The organism is Sphaerochaeta associata, assembly GCF_022869165.1.
GTDB classification, from domain to species: Bacteria; Spirochaetota; Spirochaetia; order Sphaerochaetales; family Sphaerochaetaceae; genus Sphaerochaeta; species Sphaerochaeta associata.
This window is the reverse complement of the sequence record NZ_CP094929.1, coordinates 1,063,997-1,089,543: the sequence shown is the minus strand read 5'-3', so window position 1 is coordinate 1,089,543 and position 25,547 is coordinate 1,063,997. Positions and strand designations below refer to the sequence as shown.

Below are 25,547 nucleotides of genomic sequence, written 5' to 3'. Positions count from 1 at the left end.
AGATAAAGCCCGCCATACGGCGGGCTAAGTCGGAAGAAACGATTTCTTACTTGTTGTAAACGCGCGGCAGGAACACCATTGCTGCGGCGAAGCAAATGAGTGTAGCCAACCAGGCAACAAAGACATTGAGGGTGATACCGCCGAAGATGAAACCGATCAAGGTACAAATTGCCGCCGTTACTGCATACGGCATCTGTGTTGCAACGTGTTCAAGGTGGGGGCATCCAGCGCCGGTCGAGGAGAGAATGGTGGTGTCGGAAATCGGGGAAGCATGGTCACCGAATACCGAACCGCCGAGTACGGCACTGACGCTGATCATTGCTGCATTGAGCAGGGCTCCGTCACCAAGGCCCTTGGCCTGGGCAAGACCGACGGCGATGGGCATTACGATCGGGATCATGATGGCGAACGTACCCCAGGAGGTTCCGGTGGAGAAGGAGATCAAGGCAGAGAGCGCGAAGGCAATGACAGGTACCAAAGCAATCGGGAACCCACCACCGACAACCACATCGCTGAGGAAGGCTGCAAGGCCGAGGCCGCCGTCTTCCGGGCTGCTCTTGATGACAGTCCCGATGGTCCATGCCATGGTCAGGATGATCAAGGCGGGAACCATCGACTTGATGCCATCGCCGATGGCTTCACTTGCGGACTTGATGGTGAAAAGCTTTCGTACGGTATAGTAGATGTACGAAATCACCAAGGTGAAAATTACTGCATAAAAGAGAGCCATGGAGGCGTCGGTGTTGTTGAAGGCATCACCGAGGGACATGGAAGCAGCAGCTGCTCCCAACGAAGTAATGGTCTCTCCATCGATGGATCCAAGATAGGTGGTGACAGGGAAAAATACTACTGCAGTTATAATGAGGACAAGAATGGGGAAAAGCATGTCCAAAGGCTTTGCCTTCGCTGCATTTGCATTGCCATCAATGTCGACTTCACCAGGAGCAGGACCGTAGGTTTCGTTGTAGAGCTTGCCTGTTTCCTTCGCATAAGCGATGCTGCGGGCCATCGGACCGAAGTTCCTTCCTGTCAATACAATGACCAGCACCATCAGAACCGTGAGCAGAGCATAGAGATTGTAGGGGATCGAGCGCATGAAGAAGGAAAATTCGCTTACTCCGAGAGACTCGAAGCCTTCAGAGCCCTTAACGATCGACATGACAGTGATCACCCAGCTGGAGATGGGTACCAGGATGCATACCGGAGCTGCCGTTGAGTCGAGGATATAAGCCAGCTGGGCACGGCTCACCTTGTTCTTGTCGGTGATGGGTCTCATGACCGTTCCCACAGCAAGGCTGTTGAAGTAGTCGTCGATGAAAATCAAGAGTCCGCAGAACCAAGTCATCAAGAGGCTGGTCTTTTCTGTGTGAAGCTTGTCTGCAGCCCAACGGCCGAAGGCATGGGCTGAGCCGGTCTTGCTGAGCATACCGACCAAGCCGCCGAGCAATGCACAGAAGAGGAAGATGCGGATGTTCCAGCCATCGTTGAGGGAACCTGCAATCATATCGGTCAGATTGATGATTGCCATCAAGGGATTGCCGCCGGCTACAATGATCGCCCCGGAGAAAATACCCAGAAACAGGGATACCATTACATCCTTGGTAATGAAAGCAAGCGTAATGGTGAGAACGGGAGGAATAAGTCCCCAAATTCCAAAACTTGTCATGTTGACCTCTCTCAAATAGGGTGAAAGACCCTCAATGTGTGATATAGCGTGACTATACCACGGCTTTCGTTACAAAGTATAGGTCGAACTATGCAGTTTTATGGAAATTTACACAGAATGTTATTCAAATAACAGAACCAAGAATACACTACCCGCTAGATGTGGAAATGCCCTCCTTTCCAGGGAGGGCATTCCAGTTGAGTAGAAGAAACGACACTAGCGAGAGAAGAGCGAGAATCGAAGCGAGAGTGCATCGATGGATTTCTCTCCAATACTCGAACCATACTCCTGAGTGTAGTATGCTGCATCGATGTGGAAGATCAAGAGATCGAATCCAACACCAATTGAATGATAGCCTTTGTTCAGGCCGTAGCGGAAATCCAGGAGACTGAGAAGCCTTACAGAAGCACCGAGTCTGGTCTGTTCAAAAAAGGCACGGGTAAGAGCGTCACCAGTCTTTCCGGACATCGCCATCACATCGACTACGTCAACAGCAATGATGGGTCTGATCAGCGAACCAATGTTCGGCTTCCAAGTAAGACCGGCATCGAGTCTCCAGGGGCTCTCGATTGTCCAATCGGTCTCAATCGTACTACTTCCTGGTGAAGAATCACTATCTTCAGACAATCTCTGGCCTAACACTTCTTCTGCCCAATCATTAGCCGAATTATACGTGCTCATAGTGTAATTCCCGTTGATGTTCTTAGCAACTGTTGAAAGAGTAAGGCCAAAGGGGAAGTTGAAATTGATACCAGCAGAAAGTGGCAGGGCATACCCAGCCATCAAAGGCGTCTTATCCAAGAACTCCGCTGCAAAATCTGAACCATCATCTCCAATCATATCAGTAATCGAGGAGGCACTCATTTCAGCCAAATATGCTTTATAGACTGCTTGGGCGCTGATTCCCAAATCGATACTTATGGATTCAGCAATAGGTATTCTAAAACCAAATCCTGCTGTAACCGCAGTCGTCACTTGTGCAACGAGTTTTGTTCCTAAAGGATCAGCTGAGGGGGTAAACGACATCAATCTTTCCTGAGCCTGAAGAGAAAGTCCAAAACTGCCGATAGTAATCGTTGTTGATACATCAGTGGTTAGAACATCGCCAGGACCAATTTCGAACACGTTAAGAAACTTTTGGGCTCCAGCAACCATACCGGCATCCGTTCCTTTCTCGAACTCTTCAATGGCTCCGCTTTCCAAAATTGCTTTAGGATTGTAAGCAGTTACGGTTACCGAAGGGAAGGAGAACTTGAATCCAGAGCGAACCAAGTTTGCAGGGTTGTACAAGAAGCTATCGTGATAGCCTTTCACACCAAGACCTGCACCTCCCATTCCAAGCATCCGTACACTTGTTCCAACGAATGGCTCAGCTGCTTGTTTATACACCGTGTTAGTCGGTGAATAATCTACTGCAAATAGAGGAGAGCCCACGATAATTACTAGTGCAATAATCACTATAGATTTAATCTTTTTCATTTTCTCTTCCTCCTTTACAGGTTGTTGTACCAAGTTTGGATGTTATCACCCGTTGATTCAGTATTCGCGAATTCATCGAGTTTGCCCGTTAATTGAGCGACGCCTCCAACCTTGTTAATCCGAATCATTGTATCGATAATAGTTTCGTAATAAGCTTGATTCCTTGTCTTTAAGAATGTTGGCCAATCCTCATAATCAAAGTCGTCAAATGTCGGAGCAGTCAAACTATCAACAGTTGTGAGAGTTCCTGTAATAAGTTTCTTATTACTATCTGTATGAGTTAAGTATGCTTCAATCAAGTCATTAGCTGTTTGCGAAGGAGTTTCATTTTCCCAGAACAAATGATGTTCAGTAATAATGGTAGCATATGCATACTTGATTACAGTTATCGGATCAAAATTTATTGTATCCGCATCCTTCAAATCAATCTGGCCAAGACGAGCAAGACCCACAGCATGGTCAAGTGCTGCTTTATAAGCCTTTTGACCAAGCAAGAAACTCTTGTATGCTTCATCACTAAAAGTGTAGGTATCACCCGACTGTGTTAAATGCATCAGACTTATCAAATCTTTAGAAATCAGATTGATTGAATCAATGAATTCTCCGGCATCAGTCAATGCGATCGGTTCTCCGCGTGATCTGGTATTTTTATTCATTTCTTCAATCAACGCTCCAAGATTCAGTTGAGTAGACAGGTTCAAGGCAGCAGTCCCCGAAACTTGCTCAGCAATTTTTGCTGCAAAGAGCGCCTCATTTACGATAGAAAGCACTTTATCTTTGTTTGCAGTACTGCTGATATCAGAGGAAGCTAGGTCCCCCAAAGATCCTCCTCCCACCTCTTCTAATGTGCTGATTGTATTGGAAATTAAATTAGTCATGAGTTGCATCACCAATACATCACCCTTTGTATAGCTATTTGTTCCTCCGGATGGTATTGTAATCTTCAAGTCGTTGAGAGTAGCCTCCAGCTCAGGAGTATTTGCCATAACTTGAAGAATTATTGCATCAACCGTCTTGTTAAAGACTTCAACAGTCCCTTCAACAGCAACTTTTTGTTCAGCTGTAGCGTCTTGGCTTAATTCTAAAACTAAATCATCAATTCTATCTTGTGTTGTCAATGATTTTGCAAGACTTTCTTTCACAGCAGCCTGTTCAGACTCGTTTTGGGGCGATAGGATACTTGTTGCAACAACGCCTGTCACGTTTATGCCTAGAGCAGAAGTTGAACCACTAATTGCAACGGGCGCTAAATTGTTGAGAGTATCTTTGACTTTATCGAGGTCTTCAGTATTGGGCTGAACCCACTCATTGTCGACATACACATTCCCACCCAGTCCGCCCATAAAGCCGGCTATGTTGGAACGTATATCAGCGTCACAGGAAATCAATGCAATTGTTAGAATCGGTACTAACAAAACCAGTACGAACATTTTCTTCATGATGCCCTCCTCTGTGGGGGAAACCATACGTTATCTTCCCACTCCCTCACCCTTACAAGTAAAGGATATCTCTCGGTAGCTATCGGACGATATACTTAGGTATGTCACATCGTCGTACATAGAAAACTAACTTACAGCTAAAGCGTTACACATTTTTCTAGCAATGTCTACTATCGACCACCTACAGAACAAGCGGAAACTCTCGTCTCCGCTTGTATACCGGTTTTCATGGTTCTCTGCTATTTGAAAAACAGCTGCTTGATCACCTCAAGGTTGGCTTTTCTATTCGCCTCTTCGCTTTCATAGAGGGTTGCAATCCTATCCTTGTAGAATTCAGCGGTCTTATACCGTACGAGCTTCATCGTTGAATTGACCAGGCCGTCTGCCTCGCTGAAGGGTTTTTCGATGATGGCAAACCGTGAAGGGAGCCACATATTCGGAATGGCACCGGCTTGCGCCTCATAGGACCTGAGCTCTGTCACAAGCATGTCCAAGGCCTCCTCGGCACTCTTGCAACCCTTCTCTTCAATCATGCGGGTGACCACATCCTCCTGCAGGGTGACCAAGGCAGTGGTAATCATCTGATGGTCGTTGTACACCATCAGTTGATTCAACACCGAAAGGCTGTTGATCATCACTTCCTCAACTTCCTCGGGACTGTACTTCTCTCCATCCTTGTTGATCAGAAGAGCTTTCGCACGACCGGTTACAACCAAGAAACCATCCTCGTCGTAATACCCGAGGTCGCCCGTCCAGAGCCAACCGTCTCGGAGCACCTCGGCACTGGCTGCCGGATTCTTGAAGTAGCCCTTCATGACGTTCTCGCCCTTGATGACGATCTCACCCCGCTGCCCCACCTTTGCCTCGGTGGTCTCATCGATCATGATTTTGCAGATTTCACTCTTGGCCACCATGCCGCTGGTGCCGAACTTGTACAGATGGGGAGAGTTGCTGCTGATGATGGGAGCCGCTTCGGTCAGGCCGTATCCCTGGAATACGGGAACACCGATGGCAGCAAAGAACCTCTGCTGCTTGGCCTCCAGCAATGCACCCCCACCGACACAGTAGAGCATCCTGTCGCCGAAAACCTTGCGGAGCTTGGGAAATACCAAAAGATTAGCCAAGGTATACGGCAGCCACGTCTTGATACGAATCCAGGTGCCGCCCTTGTGAAAACCATCACCGTTTCTCAGCATGCCCGCCTCGAGGCCCCTGTTGAATATGCCCTCGACGAAGGCACCTTTCTGATGAATTCCCTGAATCATCTTCTTCATGAAGTTGCCGGTGATGGAAGGAACGGTCATCAGGAACACCGGATTCAACTCCACCAGGTTTTTGGGGAAGTTTCGGATGATTGCGGCATTGGAACCGCGGGAATCGACAAAGTGCAATGTGATGCCTCTGAGCAGCGACGTATAGATGCCGACGGTATGGGCGAAGCTGTGGTCGACAGGAAGTACGACCAAGGTCTCGAATTGGGCGTCGGGAAGCTGGAACAACTCGATTGCATCATGCGAGTTGACCCAGTAGTTTACATGGGTGAGCATGATCCCCTTCGGATTACCCGTCGTGCCGCTGGTATAGCAAATATTGATTGTATCCTGCTCGCTGATCGTTGCCTCAACATCCTTGACCAGATTCGGCTTCTTTGCAAGCCAGGCCTCACCGTCCATCAGCATCGTCTGATAGGGAACGTAGTCCACATCCTGCTTCCAACCGGCCTGACGAATCTGATTCTCCAAACGGTCGTCCTGCTCGTCGAGGTAGATGAACATGACATGGTGGTCGAAGAGCGGCAGAGCCTTCACTGCATTGCCAAGTGTATTGGCAGAAACAGCCAGTGCTACAGCCTCACTGTGGTTGATTCGAAATGCAATTTCCTCCGGGGTTAGCTTGATGGACAAGGGGACGCTGATCATCTTTGCCTTGATGACACCATGCTCGCACGTAACCCAGGAGCTCTTGCCTTCACTGAGGATACCGACAGTCTGCTCAGCCTTGAAGCCATGGCTGAGCAGGTATGCTGCAACGTAATCTGATTGAATATCGGTTTGCTTGAAGGAGCTGGGCTGCCATTGGGCATCCGTTCTGGTATTGGTATAGGCCCGGTCCCCGTATTTTTTTGCTGCATCGTGCAGCATCTGAACAATCGTTCTTTCCATGGTAAGCCTCTTTATTACTGTCCAAGTGTTTTATACTTACACGTATATCCTAGTTGTCAAGAAAACACAAGGAAAGAGTAGAGGCTTATCGTGAATTTGTAGTCAATCATGCACTTCCGATGTGCAAACCGGATTTACTCTCCACGGCAAACTCATACATCAAGCCATTGAAAACCTTCGTACAACGGCCTACAAGGGTACCGTCGTCGAGGACACAAAGACCTCTGCACCACAAGCTTGCAGATTTGCAGTCGATGCCAAGCTGCTTGCAAATCTCCTCATTGGGATTGATTGCCGCCACCTTGCCATTGACGAAATGGCACCGCTGTCCGGTCCTCCTGCCTACGATCTCGAAGAAGGATTGGTCGCTCGTTTCCTCAAGCATAGCCAGACTAGATCCAAATCGGGGGGCTACGTAGAAATCACTGAGTACAGAAGGCTTGCCGTCGACAATATGCAGGCTCTTGAAGTGCCACATCATCGAATCCTCAGGCCGATCGGAAAGATTGAACTGAGCCTTATCGGTCGGAGAAGCTTCCACCTGTTCCTTCAGGAGAATTCTATAGGTACCCTTTGGAACAATTTCCGCCTCAGATTCAATAATCTGGGGATATCCCAAGCCGACCACCGACCGCTTGAACAGTACGAACGAGCCGCGGCCTCTTGTACGGGATATATACCCTTGGGTTACCAAGCCATCGAGAGCGCGTCGTATGGTGACACGGGAAACATCATATTGTTCACATAATTCCATCTCAGTTGGAATCCTGTAGCCCTCAGGCCATTCGCCGAAAATAATCTTCATTTGAAGCTGTGTATAGACGTACTTGAATTTCAATGCCATAAAAAGCCTCCGTGTAGTGCAAGTTCAGGAGTAAGTTTGTATGGTAAGTATAATACAAATTATGTAATTGTTCATTAAGGATTTTGTCTTATTTAGGATACGTTTTACATATCTAATAGTACATTATATATCACTAATAGTACATTTTTTGAAATACTAATATTTCATTGATATACTGTGAGCAAGAAATCTTTTCAGAAGTCCAGGCCCGTTCGAAAGAACTTTCCTCTCTCAAACAAAACGCACTACCATACCAGTCCTACCTTTTCTCATGCAATCTCCATCCCCCACCTTCCTTCCAGGCTTGTGTACTGAAAAACGGGGTCAAGGCCCTTTCTTTCTTGGAAAAATATGAGTATCATAGATATTGATACAACGTCTCAACAGGAGGATGAAATGGCTTACACAGAACCGTATGATGCAATAGACGAAAAGACGAGGGATATCTCTCGTGCAATTACCAGCCTCAGGGAGGAACTGGAGGCGGTTGACTGGTACAACCAGAGGGTCAACACATCCAAGGATCCCGAGCTCAAAGGCATCATGGCCCATAATCGTGACGAAGAGATCGAGCATGCAGTAATGACACTGGAGTGGCTGAGAAGAAACATGGACGGATGGGATCACGAGCTGAAGACCTATCTGTTTACCTCCGGCTCTGTACTGGAAGTCGAGGAAGGCGGTGCAGAAGAAAGCAGTGCACATGCTTCCTCCCTGTCGATCGGCGACCTGAAGAAATAACATTGGAGGATAGTTGAAAATGGATATGTTTAAACGCGAACTCGCACCCCTTTCGGCACAAGCCTGGAGTGAAATAGAAGCACGAGCAAAGGAAGTATTGCTCTCCCGCCTCACCGCCCGCAAGGTCGTTGATGTTGACGGTCCTAAGGGTATCGACTTCACCGTCATCAGCGAAGGCAGACTCACCTTGGTCGACGATGGCGAAGTGAAAGCCGGTACCTACACAGCCAAGCCTCTTACCGAAGCAAGAATTCGCTTCTCGCTGAACAAGTGGGAGCTGGACAACCTGGCTCGCGGAGCGAAGGACATCGACTTCGACAATCTCGATACAGCCCTGGAAAAGCTTGCCTTCTTTGAGGAGAATGCAGTCTACAACGGCTATGCAAAGGGCGGCATCAAGGGATTGAAGGAGTCCTCGGCTCACAAGGCGTTGACCTTGGGAACCGAACCCAACGACATCCTCACTTCGATTGCCGAAGGAGTGCTGCTGCTGAAGAAGGGATTCATCCACGGACCCTACACCTTGGTAGTCGGAAAGCCGACCTGGCTTTTGCTCAGCCGTGACTCGTACGGAAAGAGCCTCCTGGACAGGATCGAGAAGATGCTTGGGTCGAAAGTGGTACTTGCAAACAGTCTGGAAGGAGCATTGTTGGTACCATACAACAATGAGAACCTCGAGCTGACCATCGGGCAGGACTTCGCTCTTGGATATGAGACCCATGACACCAAGGAAGTCACCCTCTTTGCAACCGAATCCTTCACCTTCAGGGTGTTGGAGCCAAAGGCAATCGTAGTATTCAAGTAAGACTTTCCATCACTATGTGCTCTCGGAGGCCGGGTCGTGTACCCGGCCTCCGTCTCTTAAGACAACAAACCCCCTCGATCCGAAGACCAAGGGGGTGAGAGCGCCAGAGGGGAATCGAACCCCCGTCTCATGCTTGGGAAGCACGAGCACTAACCATTGTGCTACTAGCGCAACTGTCTAGGCATCATAGCAAAATCGCAGGGGGTTGTAAATAACCTTGGAACAGACTTAACAGAACAATCTCGTTCCTATCTCCTTCTCCCCTTCTGCAGTATTGAAGACAACAACCGAACCAAAGCCAGTGCATCCATCGGCATTGAAGGTATCGGTGGGAGTCGCCCACTCCTGATGTGCAACCACCACAGTGAAAGCTTTATCCCCCCGCTGAACCTTTACAGCTTCAATCCAATCGTCGCCGAAGCGAATCTTCTTGAAGTTGCTCATCACCCGGACCTTGGACAGCTTGGCGGGAACAAATTGTCCTGCCTTGTTTACTGAAACAAGGGTGAACAGCGATCCGAAGCCGACCGTCTCAATCTCGCTTACCAGGGTTTTGTTGTCAACCAATTGATTATAGTGTCGTGAAAGGCGGGTCGACTTGACAAATTGGGTGACGCCGCCACCGGAGGCGACCAGAACCTGTACCTTGGAGGACGGACTCTCAAAGAATGTCCCGTCATCGGTCAGCTTGACCTTTCCACTGTCATTGAAATGGAGATAGCTCTGATAGGAGTGTTCGCTTACACTAAGAAATGCATCCGAGAGAAGGATCAGGTCATCGCAAAGGGTGATGATGGTCCGTTTGGGCAGCACCCCGACATCGAGGTACCCCTGATGGCTGCCTTGCAGAGCACAGTACGGCCCCTTCTCCACCGTTCGAAATCCTAGGGGAGCCGACAGCTTGGAACACTCCCAGCTGTCCTTGCAGACCGTGAAATTCTTGCGGTCCACGGTGGTGGTATTGTGAGCGGTGCTGTCCTTGAACTCGTACCGCTCCGCTTTCGGTACATAGGTGAACCGACCTGCATCGACCAGGATATCCTCGCCGTTGGCAAACAAGTCGAAATGGAGCTTGTCGCTATGCCCGTGGCCTGCCCCCAAGGTTCCGCAGTGGAACCTCAGGTACATATCGCCTTGCCTGACAATCGCATTCCCGCTTTCAGAAAGAACTGTCAGTCTCTGCTGCTCCCGTATGGCGACAAGCCGGTCGTACTCCTCGATCGCCTTGGCCCCGAGGTCCCAGACACAGTCAAAATCGAGATGAGGATACCCCGCCGCCTTGAGTCGGCCGTCACTGAACAGATAGGCACCCTTGGTGACAATATCCCGTTGGTCGATGCGGTCGCTGTCCCCCATGCACGGCTCCGTCCCGTCGGGTTTCTGCCAAGCCATGCTGGCACGGCACATCAGGTGGGTTCTCTCAACAATGTTGTCATCGATCGGAAGGGCGAGACGTTTTGCCATCAGCACCACGTCAAGATAATCATGGGCAACCTCGTTGTGATACATCGGAGACTGCTCCCATTGTACTCCGTCATCGTATACTTGTATTTGTATCTCCAGGGCCAAGCGCCTGAACGCTTCCTTGGTGTACTTCTCACTGGTCTCATTCTTGGGCAGGGCAAGGGATGCAAGGAAAAGCCCGTGGTTCTCCAATACTCCCCAGTTGCTCATCAGATGATAGCTGTCCCAGACTGAATAGAGAAACTGGGCATGTTCTGCAACCGAGCAGAGAAATACATCGATGACCTCTTCGGTGATGGAAGGGCTGTCAAGGAAGTACTGCATCGCCTTTGTCCAGTACTCCATCCTCAAGCCGGCCTCGATCGACCGCCAAGCCTTTGCACAACCAGGATCGGTGCGCTTGACGCGTGCAACCCAATCACACAGCTGGGAGGCAAATGCCTTGGCATACTTCTCGTTCTTGGTGCAGGCATAGGCTTGGCCAAGACAGATCCAGAATCTCATCCGATTGAAGGCGAAAACCCATTCACTGTCGTCACCGGGCTGGTGAAGCCAGTCGATTACATCAGGAAAGACAACCGGCTCGAAAGTACGCTCCATGTCCCAGCGCAGGTTGAACAGAAACGATTGATCGACCACATCGTCTGCGATGGCAAGAATCTTCTCCAGCTCAGAGGCTTCATAGGTTTTCACATACGAGGCCACGGCATCCCGATCATCCAGAAAGCAGATGCGTGTCTGCTTTGCATACTCGTCCCTTGTCATCGAACCCTCCTACCAGTACGAAACCCAATCACCCTTGAGCCTGGTCAGTGCTTCCATGTAGAAATAATCGCCCCATGATACACACTCATCAACCCCTTCGGGAGTACAGGTATTATACGGTGATTTCTTCGAATACGTACCATGTAATACCAAACCGTTGGAAGTATGTGGATCGGTGACGCGATAATGTTCATACAGGCTCTGCATCAAGGCCTTGGCCCAAGAGATGTAGTAGGCCGCCTCATCTGCTGCAAGCATCGCCGCCATCTCCAGAAAACCACAGGCGACGATGGAGGCCGAGGAGGAGTCTCTTGGTTCGTCGCCCTCGGTGAAGATAAGGTCCCAGTAGGGAATCAGGTCGGAGGGAAGCTTGGAAAGAAAATACTCCGAAGCAGTCCTGAACTGATCAACACACACAGGATCGGAGGTATAGCGGTAGCTCAAAGCCAAGCCATAGATTCCCCAAGCCTGACCTCGGGCCCAGGACGAGTCGGCCCGATACCCTTGGCAAGTCTCCCCGCGAACAGGGAGGCCGGTTTCAGGATCCATAAAGAAGGTATGGAAGGTCGAGCCATCGGGACGGAAGGAGTTGGCGAGACAGGTTTGGGTGTGCTTCAGTGCAATCGTTCGATATTTCTCATCACCTGACTGTTCACTCGCCCAGTACAACAGCGGCAGGTTCATCAGGCAGTCGATGATGAAGCGATAGTTCTCCCTCGCCCCCATCGGGCCCCATGCCTGCAAGAAGGAACCCCTCTGTTGAAAGCGCGTCAGCAATTGGTCTGCTGCAAGCAGGGCCGCCTTGCGTGCCCTGAGACTTCCATCCAGATTGAACAAGGAGACGCAGGAGGGAGTGTAAAGAAAGCCCATGTCATGATGGTCAACCTCGATTTTCTGTTCGATGCGCGAGAGAAAACTTTCACTCAAAATATGCGCTGCGTGTACCAACACCGGGTCGCCTGTATGCTCGTAAGCGAGGCAGACTTCTCCAGGCCAGAACCCGCAGGTCCACTGATTGTTTTCAACCGCAGGATAGAAATTATTGACCGACGAGTGATTCTGACACTGGTAGGTGAACGAAGGGAGATTCCTTCTGACTTGGCTTACCGCCTCATCGAGGGCCTTGAGGACAGTTTGGCTTGTGATTTCTTTCATTGCTACCCCTTCAGTCCCGCAGTGGCTACGCCTTGGACGAAGAACTTCTGTAATGCAAGGAAGACGATGACCACCGGAATGAGGGCTACGACACTGGCCGCCATGATCAGTCCGTACTCGCTTGAGTATTGGCTGATGAACATCCTCAGGCCTATTTGGATGGTCTTCAGCTCCATCCTGGTCAAATAGAGCAAGGGACCTAAAAAGTCATTCCAGGTATTGACGAAGGTAAAAATCGTCAGGGTCGAGAGAGCCGGCTTGGAAAGCGGAAGCATGATCTGAGCCCAGATCCGATACTCGCTCATGCCGTCGATCCTTGCAGCCTCGCATAGCTCGTCGGGAACGCTCATGTAGAACTGCTTCATCAGGAAGACACCGAAAGCGCTGAAGGCTTGAAGGCAGATGATCGCCAAGTGGGTATTGTTCAGGCCGAAGGAGCGTATCATCATGAACTGGGGGACCATGTACACCTGCCAAGGCATGGCAATGGTAGCCACATACCCCAAGAAGAGAATGTCACGGCCTTTGAATTGCAGCTTTGCAAATGCATAAGCGGCAAAGGAAGATGTAAGCAACTGCAGCAACGTCACGATGAGGGTGAGCTTGGCTGTATTCTTGAGAAACTGCCCCAAAGGGATGGTGGTCCAGATTTCTGCATAGTTCTCCCAACGAGGATTGGACGGTATCCACTCGATGGGGAATGTGAACACATCCTTGTCGAGCTTGAGGGAGGAACTGATCATCCAGATGAAGGGTACCAGCATAGCCAGGGAGCAAAGCACCAAAAGCGTGTAGAGAAGCGTAAACGTTACTTTTTGTTTGTCTGCGTGTACTTGCATGTCTTACCCCCTACCGCTTTTGTTGTTCAGCCTTGAACTGAATCAAGGTGACAGTAAGAACGAGGGCGAAGAGCACCATGGCCACTGCACTGGCGGAGCCAAGATTCCAACTTATGAAAGCCTTGTTGTAGATATCATAGACCAGAACCAACGTAGCAGTCCCCGGACCTGCCTGGGTTACCATGTACACGATATCGTAGACTTTGAAACACTGGATGGTGAGCATCACCAAGATAAAGAAGGTTGTTGCACTGAGCTGAGGGACGGTAACATAGCGGAATCGCTGCCAGGCGTTTGTCCCATCCAGGTTCGCAGCTTCGTACAGCTCGGGATTTATCCCCTGCAATCCTGCAAGGTAGATGATCATATAGTAACCCATATACTTCCAGACACTGAAGAGAATGATGGTAACCATCGCCCAATCCTTGTCTGCAGCCCAACCGGGGACATTCTCAAAACCAAGTGCGTACAAAAGCATGTTGACCGGTCCCTTCGAGGGATTGAAAATCATATTCCAGACTGCCGCAACCGCTACCAACGATGCAATGTACGGGAAAAAGCTCACCGTACGGAAAAAATTGCGGGCCTTGATTCCCTGATTAAGAATAACTGCCAGAAACAAGCTGGCCAGCAGGGTAAAGGGAACGGTGCCTGCGGTGTAGACTATCGTATTCTTCAACGCAGCCTTGAACTGGTCGTCATCGAACAATTCTGTAAAATTGGAAAACCCCGCCCACTCCATGGGATTTGCACCATCCCAACGAAGAAATGCCAGGACAACGGCAAAGACGATGGGAACAAGGGTGAAAATGGCAAAACCGATGAAGTTGGGTGCCAGGAAACTGTATGCAACCAACTGTTTTTTGAAGTTAGCTTTCTTTGAGGCCATGAAACCATCCCCTCGTAAATATTGGGTACAGGGACCACCAGATCCCTGTACCTGAAACTGCGGAGAACTTATTTGGCCAGAATCTTCTGAACCTGATCGTTCATCTTTGCAAGACCTGCATCGATACTGATGTTGTTGGTCATGATCTCGTCATGGACCTGATTGAGAACAACCTCGATTTCACCGGCTCTTTCGTGCAGCGGCATCTCAAGATAGGTCTTTGCAACCTGCAAAGCATCCCTACTGCCCTGATCGGATGGGAAGCCGGGCTTGGAGGCGATGATCTTTACGACTTCAGAGTCTTTGATGGAAGGAATCGTTCCGGTCTTGGCAATGATCTGAGCGCCTTCAGGACCGGTGACGAACTTGACAAAATCAAAGGCTGCATCCTTTTTCTTGGAAGCATTGCTGACACCAAGACTGGTGATGGTTCCAAGTGTGGTTCCGGCGGGAACGCCTTCAGCATGCGGATACTTGACCAGACCCCAGTTCTTCACTTCGGTCTTGCCTTGCTCGATTTGGCTGATGAGGGTGGCGATGAACCATGAGCCCATGTTCATCATGGCTACACTGTTGTTGTAGAAAACACCGCTGTAGTGGGTGGAAGAGGTCTTGAGCGTGGCATAATTCTGAACAATGCCGTCCTTCTGCTGGCTGAGGACCATCTCATAGTAGGGCTTGAGGAAGTTGTAGGTACCGTCGACGATGGTGTTCTTGCCATCGAGGATACCGAAGAGCTGTACTGCAGATCTCCAGGTATGGTAGTGGGCGCCGTAGACTTTTGCAGCTCCGACACCGCTGGTCATTTTGCGGGCAAGAGCGTCATACTCGGCGAACGTCATATCGTTGTCGGGATATGCAACGCCGGCCTTGTCAAAGACATCCTTGTTGTAGAACACAACCCAGAAATCACTGCGGAACGGAATGCCGTAGAGCTTACCGTCCACCGAAATCTGATCGGTGGTGCCGCCATAGAGGGAAAGGTCTACGTTCTCACTCTTGATTTTGTCGTTCAGGTTCATCAAGAGATTGCGTTTGACCAGGTTGTTGTAGCCCGGGATGTCCTTGATGGTGACAACGTCGATCGAGGAGTCGCCGCCGGAAAGCTGGGTTGACAACATGGTCATGAAGTCGGCCGAGCCGAGGTCAAGCATTTCAATCTTGACGTTGGGATTCTTTGCTTCATAGGCTTTGATCAACGGTTCATAATAGGTGGTGGATGCGATATCCCACAACGCCCATTTCAGGTTGGTCGTGCCTTCGGTAGTGGTTGCTGCTTCCTTGGTTCCCTGTGCGAACACAGAACTGAACACCAGGCAGAGTACCAGAAGAATAGTGATTGCCTTTTTCATGAATAAACCTCCTTACGGTTCATACAAGCCGAGGATATTCCTCGCTTCCTACATCAAGGGTACGGCCCATTTTTACACAACACCATGTAATTCGCTTCACAAAACATTGACAATTTTCCACAAAAGCTGAAAAACCTGTACTTTTTTCCTTCAACCTGTAGATTCTTCCGAAGATACTCCAGCCTCTTAGCTTTCTGGTTGCGAAAATCAGGACTCTGGTCTCATACTCTAGCAAGGAGGCCTCTATGCGACTGAAAACCCTGAAGGGGAAAATAACATTGATCACCGTGACATTCACGCTTACCCTCGCCATCCTGGTGGCAACCTTCAGCTTTTTCCTGTTTCGGTCGTTCGCCCTCCAAAGCCAAATCTCCTCGACCGAGTTCAACCTGCAGTTCATCGGGGCGAAAGCCAGGGAGAGCATGGTGGCCATCGACTCGTTGGTACGCTGGAGCACCACCAACGCCCAAGTATTGGCCTATTTGGAAACCGATGGCATTCAGAATGCCCTGGTAACCTATGAACGAGTGAAGGAAGAGGTGATGAACAACCTTGCCCAGAGCTATGTGAGCAGGATCATCATCACCGACATCAACCACACCAAGCTGATTCACACCGGGCTTTCAATGAGCGACAGCAAGCCCGTGACAGTCACCAACGTCCAACAGGTGCTTCCCCTCTCCTACACACAGAACGCCGGATGGAGCCTCATCGGGGAAGACCCCTTTCTGCTGAAGGACGAACAGGTTCTGCCGATCAGGCGGGTCATCAACCGATCCTCCTCACCGGAGGTAACCGGGCAGCTTTATCTGGCTGTTTCAGCGTCCCTGATCCTGGACCTGATCAAGGACTATACGCTCAGCGAGGATTCATCGCTCTACCTCACCATCGGGGACAATTTTTATGAGATTCGGGATAATCACTTCACCCTTATACAGACACCCCAGCCGGTCAAGCAGGATTTCGATACCGCCGGCGAACAGACCACCGTCAATTCAGTACGAATAGGTGGAGAGAAACATCTGTTGGTAACGTGCCCCACCGGCTTCCAGGATATTTCGCTCTCCCAAAGTCTACCCCTGGCCAAGGTCCGCTTCGAACGCACGCTGTACTTCTCTCTGCTTGTAATCATCCTGATCGTCGTCCTTTTGTTCGGTTCGCTGCTCACGCTCCTGCTCAATCGCTTGTTCAACCGACCTATCGCCAAAATCCAGGAAAAAGTGAAAGCCATCGCCCACAGTGACTTCTCCAGTGATCCTTCCATAGAATGGGACGATGAGCTCGGGGACATCGGCAAGGGGGTCAACGACCTCGCCCTGCGCATCGACTCGCTGCTTGAAAGGCGTATCGCCGATGAGAAGAAGAAACAGGATTTGGAGTATCGGATGCTGCAAAGCCAAATCAATCCCCACTTCCTATACAATACCCTCAACTCGATCAAATGGATGGCTACCTTGCAGCAGGCAACAGGCATAGCGGAGATGACAACCAGCCTCTCCCGCCTGATGAAAAACGTGAGCAAAGCCGATGAGCCGATCATAAGCCTGGAAGCGGAGCTTGCATTGCTTGACGATTATTTTGTCATTCAGAAATATCGGTACGGTGGAACCCTGATACTCCAAACTGCAATCGACGCCAAGTTCCTAAGCCTCGGCATCCCTCGTTTCACCCTGCAGCCGTTGGTGGAGAATGCCATCTTCCATGGTATCGAACCCAAAGGAGGGGCCGGGACGGTACTGCTCCAAGCATACGAAGAAAACGACCAAGCCATCACCCTGATCATCAAGGACGATGGAGTGGGTATGGATGAGAAGACGATCGAGGAAGTGTTCAGCACATCAAGCTCACCGGCGAAAGGCATGTTCCGTGAAATCGGTATCCGCAATGTTGCCAAACGCATCGAGTATACATACGGACCGGAATACGGGCTTTCCATCGAGAGTGAGGTCGGCTCTTACACAAAGGCAATCATCCGTCTGCCCAAACTCACCAAGGAGGGCCGACCATGGCAACCAAACTGATCATCGCCGACGACGAGCCGTTGGTACTCGTGGGTCTGCAATCCATGCTCTCGTGGAATGAGCTTGGCATCGAGATAGTTGCAGTAGCCCGCAACGGCAAACAACTGGAGGAAGCGATCGCCAAAGAGAAGCCCGACTTGGTGATCACCGACATCAAAATGCCGATTAAAAGCGGACTGACAGTCCTGAAGGAGAGCTCGAAAACCTATGGGAGAATCCCTTTGTTCATTCTCTTGACCAGCTATGAGGAGTTCAGCTTTGTAAAGGAAGCCTTGACGCTTCAGGCTGTGGACTATTTGGTCAAGCTGGAGCTTACAGAGCAGAGCCTTCGCACCTCGGTGACAAAGGCTCTTGGGATGCTTGAGGAGCTGAAAGCCGAACGGGGTCATACATTCCCCCTGCTTGAGCGCAGCGCCATGCAATCATTCCGCGATAAGTTTTTCGTTCGACTCTTCAACGGCCTGATCGACTCCCGCCAAAGCTTTGAGACGCAGAAGCATGAGCTGCAAATCTCCTTCGATGAACGTTGGTATGCTGTCTGCTACGTACAAATACATTCAAAGCAGGAGGAGGCGGAGGTAAACCTCTATTACAGCACGGTGGGGATGCTCAAGGAAACGCTTGGCAGGTATCTGACCACCTATATCACCAGTCTCGACCTGCATCATCTGGCAATTACCTTCTGTCTCACCGATGAGCAGGTACAGCACTACAGGACCATTATCCGCCAAGTTTTGGAAAAGACTCTGCAAGTCATCTACAACTACTTTTCCGTTCAGCTGGTCTGTTGTGTCGGACACACGGTCCAGGATCCCTATCATCTCAATGAATCCTTCCTATCGGCACGACAGCTTATGGCCTGTAGAAGTGATGAAAGAACAATTCTGGTGGCCGAACGCAGAAACAACGAAGGCTCAAGTTTCAATTTGGATCCGTTCAAGGCGCGTCTTACCAGTGCCTTCGAGGAACTCGATGCAGCCCGGCTTGCGAAAGTCCTCGAGGATATTGCGACTGAGCTGGAACAACAGAACATACACTCCTTGCAAGCGGTCGAGACTGCGAGCAACATCCTCTATATGGCCATTACGCTTCTGCCGGATGGACAAAACCTTGTGCAAAGTGCATTCCCTGATGAGGGCGGCGGCTATCGCCAGATCTACAGCTTTGCAACCACTGCCCAGTGCAGTGCCTACCTCAGACAGCTGGCTGCAGGCTTGACCGAGCAGTTGCAGTCACGCAGGCAGGATTACCGGGCAAAGGTGGTGGCAAACATCCAGCAGTACATCAAGGAGCATGTAACGCGAAAGCTCAATTTGGGTGAGGTGGCACTCATGTTCGGATTCAGCCAAAACTACTTGAGCAGCCTGTTTTCCCGATACAGCGGGTGCAGCTTCGTTGAATACACCACCAATGCAAAAATCGCCGCGGCCAAGGAGATGATGGCAAACGGTGATTATAAGGTATATGAGATTGCCGACAAGCTTGGCTTTGAGAGTTCATTTTACTTCAGCAAAGTCTTTAAAAAAGTGGAAGGTGTATCTCCCCGCCAATATCTACAGCACCTGGAGCGCAAACGGAGTTGACCATGCTTACCAGTTATCATGAAAAAATTCCTCCTGTTCTCACCAGCTATCGTAGTGCGCCTAATGCCGGAAACCGTTCTTTCTGGCAATCACTCGATTCAAAGCATGCAATGCTGGTACATACACATGCACTTGATGCACAGAAGCAAGCCTTCCCTGCCCTGCTTGCGACCGAGTATCTTGCTTTTACCCGAAAGGGCAGCCGGATCGCCTATGAGTCACCCTATTTCAAACGACGCACCCTGCTTGCATCCCTGGTGCTTGGGTACTGCATTGATAGATCGGAGGCCCTGCTCGATGCCATAATCGATGGGATTTGGGCGATCTGTGAAGAGACCACCTGGTGCCTGCCTGCCCACAACAGCTATATACGCGATACCGAACAACTCCCTCTTGCCGATGTGAATCGGCCGGTGATAGACCTCTTCAGTGCAGAGACGGGAGCCTTGCTTGCACAAACCTACTCCCTTATCGGCGACGACTTGGAGGGGGTTTCCCCCCTCCTGCCCAAACGCATCATTGATGAGATTGAGAAACGAATCTTCACACCCTACACTACCGAGCATTTCTGGTGGATGGGCAACGAAGATGAGCCGATGAACAATTGGACCGTTTGGTGTACACAGAACGTACTGTTGTGTACGTTCCTGCTCCCTACCGGCCAAGCCTTTCGAAAAAAAGTGTTCGAGAAGGCACTGTACAGCATGGACTGCTTCCTCAAGGACTACGGTGATGATGGATGTTGCAGTGAAGGCGCCCAGTATTTCCGGCATGCAGGCCTCTGCTTGTACTTGTGCCTGGATATTCTCAACCAGGTAAGCAGCAATGCATTGACGGATGTCTTCAAAGAGCCGAAAATCCGCAATATTGCTTCGTACATCCGCCATATGCATGCACAGGGACCGTACTACTTCAACTTCTCCGATTGCTCTCCCCTTGCCGGCAGCTGCACCATCCGCGAGTACCTTTTTGCCAAGGCTGTGGGAGATGAAGAGCTTGAAAGATTCGCCCTTGCATCGAGAAATACAAGGAATGAAGAAGAAAAAGACCTTCCCGACCAAATAAACCTCACCTATCGTTTGCTTGAGCTCATATATGCCTCCAACCATGCACTAAAGACATCATTCCCACAGGAAAGAGACCATTTTTATCCGAGCGTCGGGATATTCATCAGCCGCGACGACACTTATGCACTCTCGGTGAAGGCCGGAGGCAACGATGACAGCCACAACCACAACGATACGGGCAGCATCACCCTCTTTAAGAACGGCACGCCCATTCTCATCGATGTGGGTGTAGAGACCTACACCAAGAAAACTTTCTCCAATGATCGATATTCCATCTGGACAATGCGGTCGATCTTTCACAACGTAACCAACTTCCCACCCTTTGAACAGCTTGCCGGCAAAGAGTACAAGAGTGAAATACTCGAGCTAGGAGAGACTTCGACCATCAGCCTCCAACTTAAAGCCTGCTACGACCCTGGGTGCCCGCTCGTCTCGTATAAGCGTACGGTGACACACTTCAAGGGAAAGGAGATTATGCTCAGAGAAGAGGTTGAGGGAGATGTCAAACCCGTCTTGACACTGATGAGCATGCATAAGCCAACTGTGCAAGAGAACACCATCACCTTGGGCGAGGCAGCAACGCTGGAGATTCAAACTCCGTTCCAGTCCTTCACGGTAGAGGAGATACCCATCACTGATGCAAGGTTGCGAAGTGTCTGGCCCGAAAAAATCTATCGCGTGTTGGTTTTCTATGAAACAAATTTGATTATTCACATACAATAACCTCAAAGGCTTGTCTTGTTTCAATCAAGCGACAGCAAACATAGCCGACATGAATCTCAACATTCAGATTTCTTGGTCCCAACATAATCCCATATTTTTTACCCATGTTCTTTAATGTAGTCAGTTGAAAAAACCTAAGGAATCAGAATAAATCATTGCAATAATATGAATAAAACCATGTAAGGGGGTTGACTTTTCTTCGTTGAAGTAGTTAGATAAACATACTACAGCAAGAAAGGAGACCAAGCCGTGTACATCAACATCGACAAGCGCAACGGAGCCGTCGCCGAGGTAACGTCCTACCGGGAACCTGGATGCAAATACCCCAAACAGCGCAAGGTGTACATAGGCAAGATGGACGAACAGGGCGCCTTCGTGCCCAACAAGTTCTTCATCGAACGGTCAAGGAAGGAAGAACTCCAGGCCGAAGTGGAAAAGCTGCAGAAAGAGCTGGACGGCATGGACCGGGGGATCAGGAAGCAGCAGAAGGAGATGCAGGCCCTCTCCTCAGTTGTCTGCTCGGTCTCCGGGAAGAAGAAAGCCGGCCTCACCCATGCACTGGGGCACATCGCCGAGACAAAAGGGTTCGTGCAGGCGCTGCAGGGTGTCTTCGGCGGGGATTCGGCCAAGAAGATACTCTCCCTCTCCTATTATGTGCTCGCCACCAGGAACGAGGCCCTTGACGACTTCTGCTATTTTGACGCCTCGCATGAGCATCCCTACGGCTCGGACATCGGCAGCAGCGAAAGCAGCGCCGTCCTTGCATCGATAAAGCCCGAGCATGTCAACGGGTTTTTCAAGGCGATGCGCGACGCAGGTCCTTCCAGGAGCAAGGAGGACCATTTCTGCGCCTTCGACGGGACCGCCTTCAGCTCGTATTCAAACAATCTGTCCGAGGTTGAGGTTTCAAGGGGCAAACAGGACCCGGACCTGAGGCATTTCGCCATGGCAGCGGTGTACAGCAGCAACGAGGGCAGGTGCGCCTACTACCGGCTGTACCGGGGGAACATACCCGACATCAAGACCATCGACAACTTCGTCGACGTGACCAAGGCGATGGGGTACAACTTCCGAAGAATGGTCCTGGACAGGGGGTACTGCAGCTACAGCAACCTCCATCGGCTGTACCATGAGTGCCGATACGAGGTGATCATGTGCATGAAGTCCAACATGTCGGTGTACAAGGATGCTCTGCAGACAACGCGCGGGACCTTCGAGGCCGACAGCACCTGCTATCTGGCGGAGCATGCTGTGTATGGCAAGACCGTCAAGCAGAGCATTGTCCTAACCGACAACCTCGGAGTCGAACACCCGACCACTGCGTACGTACATGTCTACTACAACAGGCTGAAGGCTGCCGAACAGGAGCCCAAGCTGTACAGGGACCTGGAGGACTCCATCGCCGAGCTGACCGAGAAGGTGCAGAAGAAGGAACTGTCCGTCAGCGATGCACAGAAGAGGTTGTTTTCCTGCAAGCAGAAGGCCCTGGTTTCAGTGCGCAAGACCGGCAACAGCAGGTGCGTCTTCGAGATGGATTGCAAGAAGGTCGACGGGGCTGCCGGCAAGCTAGGCTATTTCGTACTGCTGAGTACGGAGAATCTCACCGCCGCCCAGGTGCTGGACATCTACCGGTCAAAGGATGGGGTGGAGCGGGTGTTCAACAACGTGAAGAACGACATCGGGTTCGACCGCCCTGCCGTGAAGACCGATGCCACCCTCGAGGGCAAGGTGTTCATAGTCATGCTTGCAGGCATGCTTTCCACAATCATCCGCAACGCCATGCGTGCCCACCGGAAGGAACTGACCCGAAAGATGACCTACGGCAAGCTGGTAAAGGAACTGGAATGCATGTACAGCTTCACCATCAAGGGCAAGACACAGTGGTGTGAGATATCAGAGAAGCAGGCAATGATCTTGAGATGCCTGGGTGTTCCCTTACCGGTGAAATCGCAGGATGTTCAGGCTCAACTGGTGAAAAAGCGCGGCCCGAAACCCAAAGCAAGATAATCTTTTCGCACTACATTAAAGAACATGGGTTTTTACATGTATATAGTTATGGAACCTCAATAAAAACTATTCTCATTTTTTGTTTGACAGCTGACATCCCCTAGGGTAAAGTGAACGGTAGATAAAATAAATTGGAGGCATTATGGCCACAGTACAACTCAAGAACATTTGCAAAGTGTACGATGGTGGAGTAAAGGCCGTCGACAATGTCAACATTGACATCAAGGACAGACAGTTTGTCGTCCTCGTCGGACCTTCCGGTTGTGGTAAGTCCACGACCCTCCGCATGGTAGCAGGTTTGGAAGACATCACCAGTGGTGAGCTCTACATCGATGGAAACCTCGTAAACGATGTTCCCCCGAAAGACAGAGACATCGCCATGGTATTCCAGAACTATGCTCTGTATCCCCACATGACCGTGTATGATAACATGGCATTCGGATTGAAGATCCGCAAGTTCCCCAAGGAAGAGATCGATCAGCGTGTACGTGAAGCAGCCAAGATCCTCGAGATCGAAGAACTGCTTGACAGAAAGCCCAAGGCCCTCTCCGGTGGACAGAGACAGCGTGTTGCAGTAGGCCGCGCAATCGTCCGCAAGCCCAAGGTATTCCTCTTTGACGAACCACTCTCCAACCTCGACGCAAAACTTCGTGTCCAGATGCGCGCAGAGATTTCCTCCCTGCACAACCGCCTCAAGGCTACGATGATCTACGTCACCCACGACCAGGTTGAAGCTCTTACCATGGCAGACGTCATCGTCGTCATGAAGTTCGGCGTCATCCAGCAGATCGGTGGACCGCTTGACCTGTACAACAATCCTCAGAATAAGTTTGTTGCAGGCTTCATCGGTTCTCCTCCCATGAACTTCCTCGAAACTGCAGTCGAAGCTGATGGTTCCGACATTTATGTGAATGAAGGCACGTTCCGCCTCAAGGTTACCGCCGAGCAGAAGAAGATGTTGACTCCGTATGTAGGCAAGTCTGTCACGTTCGGTATTCGCCCTGAGGATGTAGTCTTCAGCAATACCCCCAAGGATGGCGAAACCATCAATGGTACGGTTAGTGTTGTTGAACCCCTCGGCAGCGAGACTCACGTATTTGTATCCACTTCCAGAAGCCAGGTTGTCGGTAAGATTGAACCCACGCTTGTTCCGAAGCCGGATACCAAGATTTCCTTGATTCCTGATATGGTCAAGGCGAAGTTCTTCGATCTTGAGACCGAACTGGTAATCAAATAAGTTCAGGTTATGAAAATGCCGGCTCAGCAATGAGCCGGTTTTTTATGAGAGAAAGACCCCTGGGAATTATGTATCCCAGGGGCCCTTATGTGTTGGATGTGTGTAAGGTTATGCTACCTTCGATGACCTCGACTTCGAATACAGGTCGAACGCAACGGCTGAGAGAAGGACAAACCCCTTGATCGCCTGCTGCCAGTCAGTACTGATGCCGATGATCGACATACCATTGTTCAACACTCCGATGAACAGACCGCCGACGACAGCCCCGATCACAGTTCCTATACCACCGGAGACAGCGGAACCGCCGACATAACAAGCAGCAATGGCATCCATCTCAAAGTTCTGCCCGGCCTTCGGAGTTGCGGAATTCAGTCTTGCGGTGAATACCATCGCAGCCACCGCAGCCAGAATCGCCATATTGGTATAAATCCAGAACATCACCCATTTGACTTTAACGCCGGAGAGCTCTGCAGCCTTCCTGTTTCCTCCAAGAGCATAGATGTGACGGCCTTGAACGGTCTTGGATGCAACGAACTGGTATGCGATTACGAGAACCCCCAACAGGATGAGAATATTGGGAAAGCCTTTGTAGATGGCAAAAACAACAGTGAATGCAACCAGAACAACAGCAATGAATATTACCTTTGCAAGCCAAATTCCCCCAGGAAGCAGGTCAAAGTCATACTGCTTTTGCTTTTTCCGCTTTTGGATTTCACTGAAAATGATCAAAGCAACAATAAGAAAGCCGATCAACAACGTAAAGAGATGCAGATGCATCGTACCGATGGCAGCCCCTCCGAACGGATCGGGAATGTAACCGGAGGAAATCAACTGGAACTCTCTGGGGAACGGAGCCTTTGTCTGCCCTTTCATGATTACCTGGCCAAGGCCGCGGAAGACCAACATGCCTGCCAAGGTTGCAATAAACGGAGGAACATTCACGAATGCTATCCAGAAGCCCTGCCACATACCGATCAAAGCCCCGACAAGGAGAGCAAGCAGCATAGCCACATACGGATTCCACTGAAGGTCGACCATCATGACACCGCACAGTGCACCAATGAAGCATACGATCGATCCGACGGAAAGGTCGACGTTTCCTGTCAGCGTGCACAACAACATGCCGACGGCTAGAATCAGGACATAGCTGTTCTGAAGTACCAAATTCGTCAGATTAACCGGTCTGAAAAAGATACCGTCCGTCAAGAGCCCAAATGCAATCATCGCCACAGCCAAGGCGATGACCATCATGTACTGCCTTACATTCTTTTTCAAAATCGCTATCAAGCCACTCATCCAACACTCCTTA

The 25,547-nt window shown here is 50.3% G+C and carries 18 protein-coding genes and 1 tRNA gene; 7 read left to right on the top strand and 12 right to left on the bottom strand.

What is annotated here, in order from left to right:
• Window positions 1-46: 46 nt before the first annotated feature.
• From MUG09_RS04975 to MUG09_RS04955, 5 genes are all read right to left on the bottom strand, one after another.
• The gene (locus tag MUG09_RS04975; protein ID WP_244774051.1) at window positions 47-1,666 is read right to left on the bottom strand and encodes a Na+/H+ antiporter NhaC family protein; all 1,620 of its coding nucleotides are present in this window, start codon (window positions 1,664-1,666) and stop codon (window positions 47-49) included.
• A 216-nt stretch (window positions 1,667-1,882) separates the two neighbouring features.
• Window positions 1,883-3,145 (bottom strand): hypothetical protein, encoded by a 1,263-nt coding sequence (locus MUG09_RS04970; protein ID WP_244774048.1) that lies wholly within the window; start codon window positions 3,143-3,145, stop codon window positions 1,883-1,885.
• A gap of 14 nt (window positions 3,146-3,159) precedes the next feature.
• Window positions 3,160-4,584, bottom strand: coding sequence for a hypothetical protein (locus tag MUG09_RS04965; RefSeq protein WP_244774046.1), 1,425 nt, complete (start codon window positions 4,582-4,584; stop codon window positions 3,160-3,162).
• A 239-nt stretch (window positions 4,585-4,823) separates the two neighbouring features.
• Window positions 4,824-6,746 carry an AMP-dependent synthetase/ligase gene (locus MUG09_RS04960; protein ID WP_244774043.1) on the bottom strand — a complete coding sequence of 641 codons (1,923 nt, stop codon included), beginning with the start codon at window positions 6,744-6,746 and terminating at the stop codon, window positions 4,824-4,826.
• A gap of 106 nt (window positions 6,747-6,852) precedes the next feature.
• Complete coding sequence (locus tag MUG09_RS04955) at window positions 6,853-7,590, bottom strand: GntR family transcriptional regulator (RefSeq protein ID WP_244774041.1); 738 nt, start codon at window positions 7,588-7,590, stop codon at window positions 6,853-6,855.
• A gap of 396 nt (window positions 7,591-7,986) precedes the next feature.
• Here MUG09_RS04955 and MUG09_RS04950 point away from each other — a divergent pair, with 396 nt between their 5' ends.
• Complete coding sequence (locus tag MUG09_RS04950; RefSeq protein WP_244774038.1) at window positions 7,987-8,331, top strand: encapsulin-associated ferritin-like protein; 345 nt, start codon at window positions 7,987-7,989, stop codon at window positions 8,329-8,331.
• A 19-nt stretch (window positions 8,332-8,350) separates the two neighbouring features.
• Window positions 8,351-9,136 (top strand): family 1 encapsulin nanocompartment shell protein, encoded by a 786-nt coding sequence (locus tag MUG09_RS04945; RefSeq protein ID WP_244774036.1) that lies wholly within the window; start codon window positions 8,351-8,353, stop codon window positions 9,134-9,136.
• Window positions 9,137-9,235: 99 nt separating this feature from the next.
• Here the strand turns inward: MUG09_RS04945 and MUG09_RS04940 are convergent.
• The 6 genes from MUG09_RS04940 to MUG09_RS04915 form a co-directional block, all read right to left on the bottom strand.
• A tRNA-Gly gene (locus MUG09_RS04940) sits at window positions 9,236-9,307 on the bottom strand.
• A gap of 57 nt (window positions 9,308-9,364) precedes the next feature.
• Window positions 9,365-11,365, bottom strand: coding sequence for an alginate lyase family protein (locus MUG09_RS04935; RefSeq protein ID WP_244774034.1), 2,001 nt, complete (start codon window positions 11,363-11,365; stop codon window positions 9,365-9,367).
• Between the two features lie 9 nt (window positions 11,366-11,374).
• Window positions 11,375-12,520 carry a glycoside hydrolase family 88 protein gene (locus MUG09_RS04930; protein ID WP_244774031.1) on the bottom strand — a complete coding sequence of 382 codons (1,146 nt, stop codon included), beginning with the start codon at window positions 12,518-12,520 and terminating at the stop codon, window positions 11,375-11,377.
• A 2-nt stretch (window positions 12,521-12,522) separates the two neighbouring features.
• Window positions 12,523-13,359 (bottom strand): carbohydrate ABC transporter permease, encoded by an 837-nt coding sequence (locus MUG09_RS04925; protein ID WP_244774029.1) that lies wholly within the window; start codon window positions 13,357-13,359, stop codon window positions 12,523-12,525.
• A 10-nt stretch (window positions 13,360-13,369) separates the two neighbouring features.
• A complete protein-coding gene (locus MUG09_RS04920; RefSeq protein WP_244774027.1) occupies window positions 13,370-14,248 on the bottom strand; it encodes a carbohydrate ABC transporter permease in 879 nt (292 codons plus the stop codon).
• A 68-nt stretch (window positions 14,249-14,316) separates the two neighbouring features.
• On the bottom strand, window positions 14,317-15,600 hold the full coding sequence (locus MUG09_RS04915) for an ABC transporter substrate-binding protein (RefSeq protein WP_244774025.1): 1,284 nt from the start codon (window positions 15,598-15,600) through the stop codon (window positions 14,317-14,319).
• A gap of 245 nt (window positions 15,601-15,845) precedes the next feature.
• Between MUG09_RS04915 and MUG09_RS04910 the strand changes: the two genes are divergently transcribed.
• From MUG09_RS04910 to MUG09_RS04890, 5 genes are all read left to right on the top strand, one after another.
• Window positions 15,846-17,621, top strand: a complete 1,776-nt coding sequence (locus MUG09_RS04910) for a sensor histidine kinase (RefSeq protein WP_244774023.1) — start codon at window positions 15,846-15,848, stop codon at window positions 17,619-17,621.
• Window positions 17,606-19,204 carry an AraC family transcriptional regulator gene (locus MUG09_RS04905; protein WP_244774021.1) on the top strand — a complete coding sequence of 533 codons (1,599 nt, stop codon included), beginning with the start codon at window positions 17,606-17,608 and terminating at the stop codon, window positions 19,202-19,204. Before MUG09_RS04910 ends, MUG09_RS04905 begins: the two co-directional genes overlap by 16 nt.
• Before the next feature lie 2 nt (window positions 19,205-19,206).
• Window positions 19,207-20,994, top strand: a complete 1,788-nt coding sequence (locus MUG09_RS04900) for a heparinase II/III domain-containing protein (RefSeq protein ID WP_244774018.1) — start codon at window positions 19,207-19,209, stop codon at window positions 20,992-20,994.
• Between the two features lie 249 nt (window positions 20,995-21,243).
• Window positions 21,244-23,001, top strand: a complete 1,758-nt coding sequence (locus tag MUG09_RS04895) for an IS1634 family transposase (RefSeq protein WP_244771518.1) — start codon at window positions 21,244-21,246, stop codon at window positions 22,999-23,001.
• 142 nt (window positions 23,002-23,143) lie between these two features.
• On the top strand, window positions 23,144-24,238 hold the full coding sequence (locus MUG09_RS04890) for an ABC transporter ATP-binding protein (protein WP_244774016.1): 1,095 nt from the start codon (window positions 23,144-23,146) through the stop codon (window positions 24,236-24,238).
• A 108-nt stretch (window positions 24,239-24,346) separates the two neighbouring features.
• Here the strand turns inward: MUG09_RS04890 and mmsB are convergent, their stop codons facing one another.
• Complete coding sequence (mmsB, locus tag MUG09_RS04885) at window positions 24,347-25,534, bottom strand: multiple monosaccharide ABC transporter permease (protein WP_244774014.1); 1,188 nt, start codon at window positions 25,532-25,534, stop codon at window positions 24,347-24,349.
• Between the last annotated feature and the right edge of the window lie 13 nt (window positions 25,535-25,547).

Bases quoted from the DNA above. Each gene is read 5' to 3' on its own strand.
- MUG09_RS04975 (WP_244774051.1), bottom strand. From the start codon at position 1,666: ATGACAAGTTTTGGAATTTGGGGACTTATTCCTCCCGTTCTCACCATT.
- MUG09_RS04970 (WP_244774048.1), bottom strand. From the start codon at position 3,145: ATGAAAAAGATTAAATCTATAGTGATTATTGCACTAGTAATTATCGTG.
- MUG09_RS04965 (WP_244774046.1), bottom strand. From the start codon at position 4,584: ATGAAGAAAATGTTCGTACTGGTTTTGTTAGTACCGATTCTAACAATT.
- MUG09_RS04960 (WP_244774043.1), bottom strand. From the start codon at position 6,746: ATGGAAAGAACGATTGTTCAGATGCTGCACGATGCAGCAAAAAAATAC.
- MUG09_RS04955 (WP_244774041.1), bottom strand. From the start codon at position 7,590: ATGGCATTGAAATTCAAGTACGTCTATACACAGCTTCAAATGAAGATT.
- MUG09_RS04950 (WP_244774038.1), top strand. From the start codon at position 7,987: ATGGCTTACACAGAACCGTATGATGCAATAGACGAAAAGACGAGGGAT.
- MUG09_RS04945 (WP_244774036.1), top strand. From the start codon at position 8,351: ATGGATATGTTTAAACGCGAACTCGCACCCCTTTCGGCACAAGCCTGG.
- MUG09_RS04935 (WP_244774034.1), bottom strand. From the start codon at position 11,365: ATGACAAGGGACGAGTATGCAAAGCAGACACGCATCTGCTTTCTGGAT.
- MUG09_RS04930 (WP_244774031.1), bottom strand. From the start codon at position 12,520: ATGAAAGAAATCACAAGCCAAACTGTCCTCAAGGCCCTCGATGAGGCG.
- MUG09_RS04925 (WP_244774029.1), bottom strand. From the start codon at position 13,359: ATGCAAGTACACGCAGACAAACAAAAAGTAACGTTTACGCTTCTCTAC.
- MUG09_RS04920 (WP_244774027.1), bottom strand. From the start codon at position 14,248: ATGGCCTCAAAGAAAGCTAACTTCAAAAAACAGTTGGTTGCATACAGT.
- MUG09_RS04915 (WP_244774025.1), bottom strand. From the start codon at position 15,600: ATGAAAAAGGCAATCACTATTCTTCTGGTACTCTGCCTGGTGTTCAGT.
- MUG09_RS04910 (WP_244774023.1), top strand. From the start codon at position 15,846: ATGCGACTGAAAACCCTGAAGGGGAAAATAACATTGATCACCGTGACA.
- MUG09_RS04905 (WP_244774021.1), top strand. From the start codon at position 17,606: ATGGCAACCAAACTGATCATCGCCGACGACGAGCCGTTGGTACTCGTG.
- MUG09_RS04900 (WP_244774018.1), top strand. From the start codon at position 19,207: ATGCTTACCAGTTATCATGAAAAAATTCCTCCTGTTCTCACCAGCTAT.
- MUG09_RS04890 (WP_244774016.1), top strand. From the start codon at position 23,144: ATGGCCACAGTACAACTCAAGAACATTTGCAAAGTGTACGATGGTGGA.
- mmsB (WP_244774014.1), bottom strand. From the start codon at position 25,534: ATGAGTGGCTTGATAGCGATTTTGAAAAAGAATGTAAGGCAGTACATG.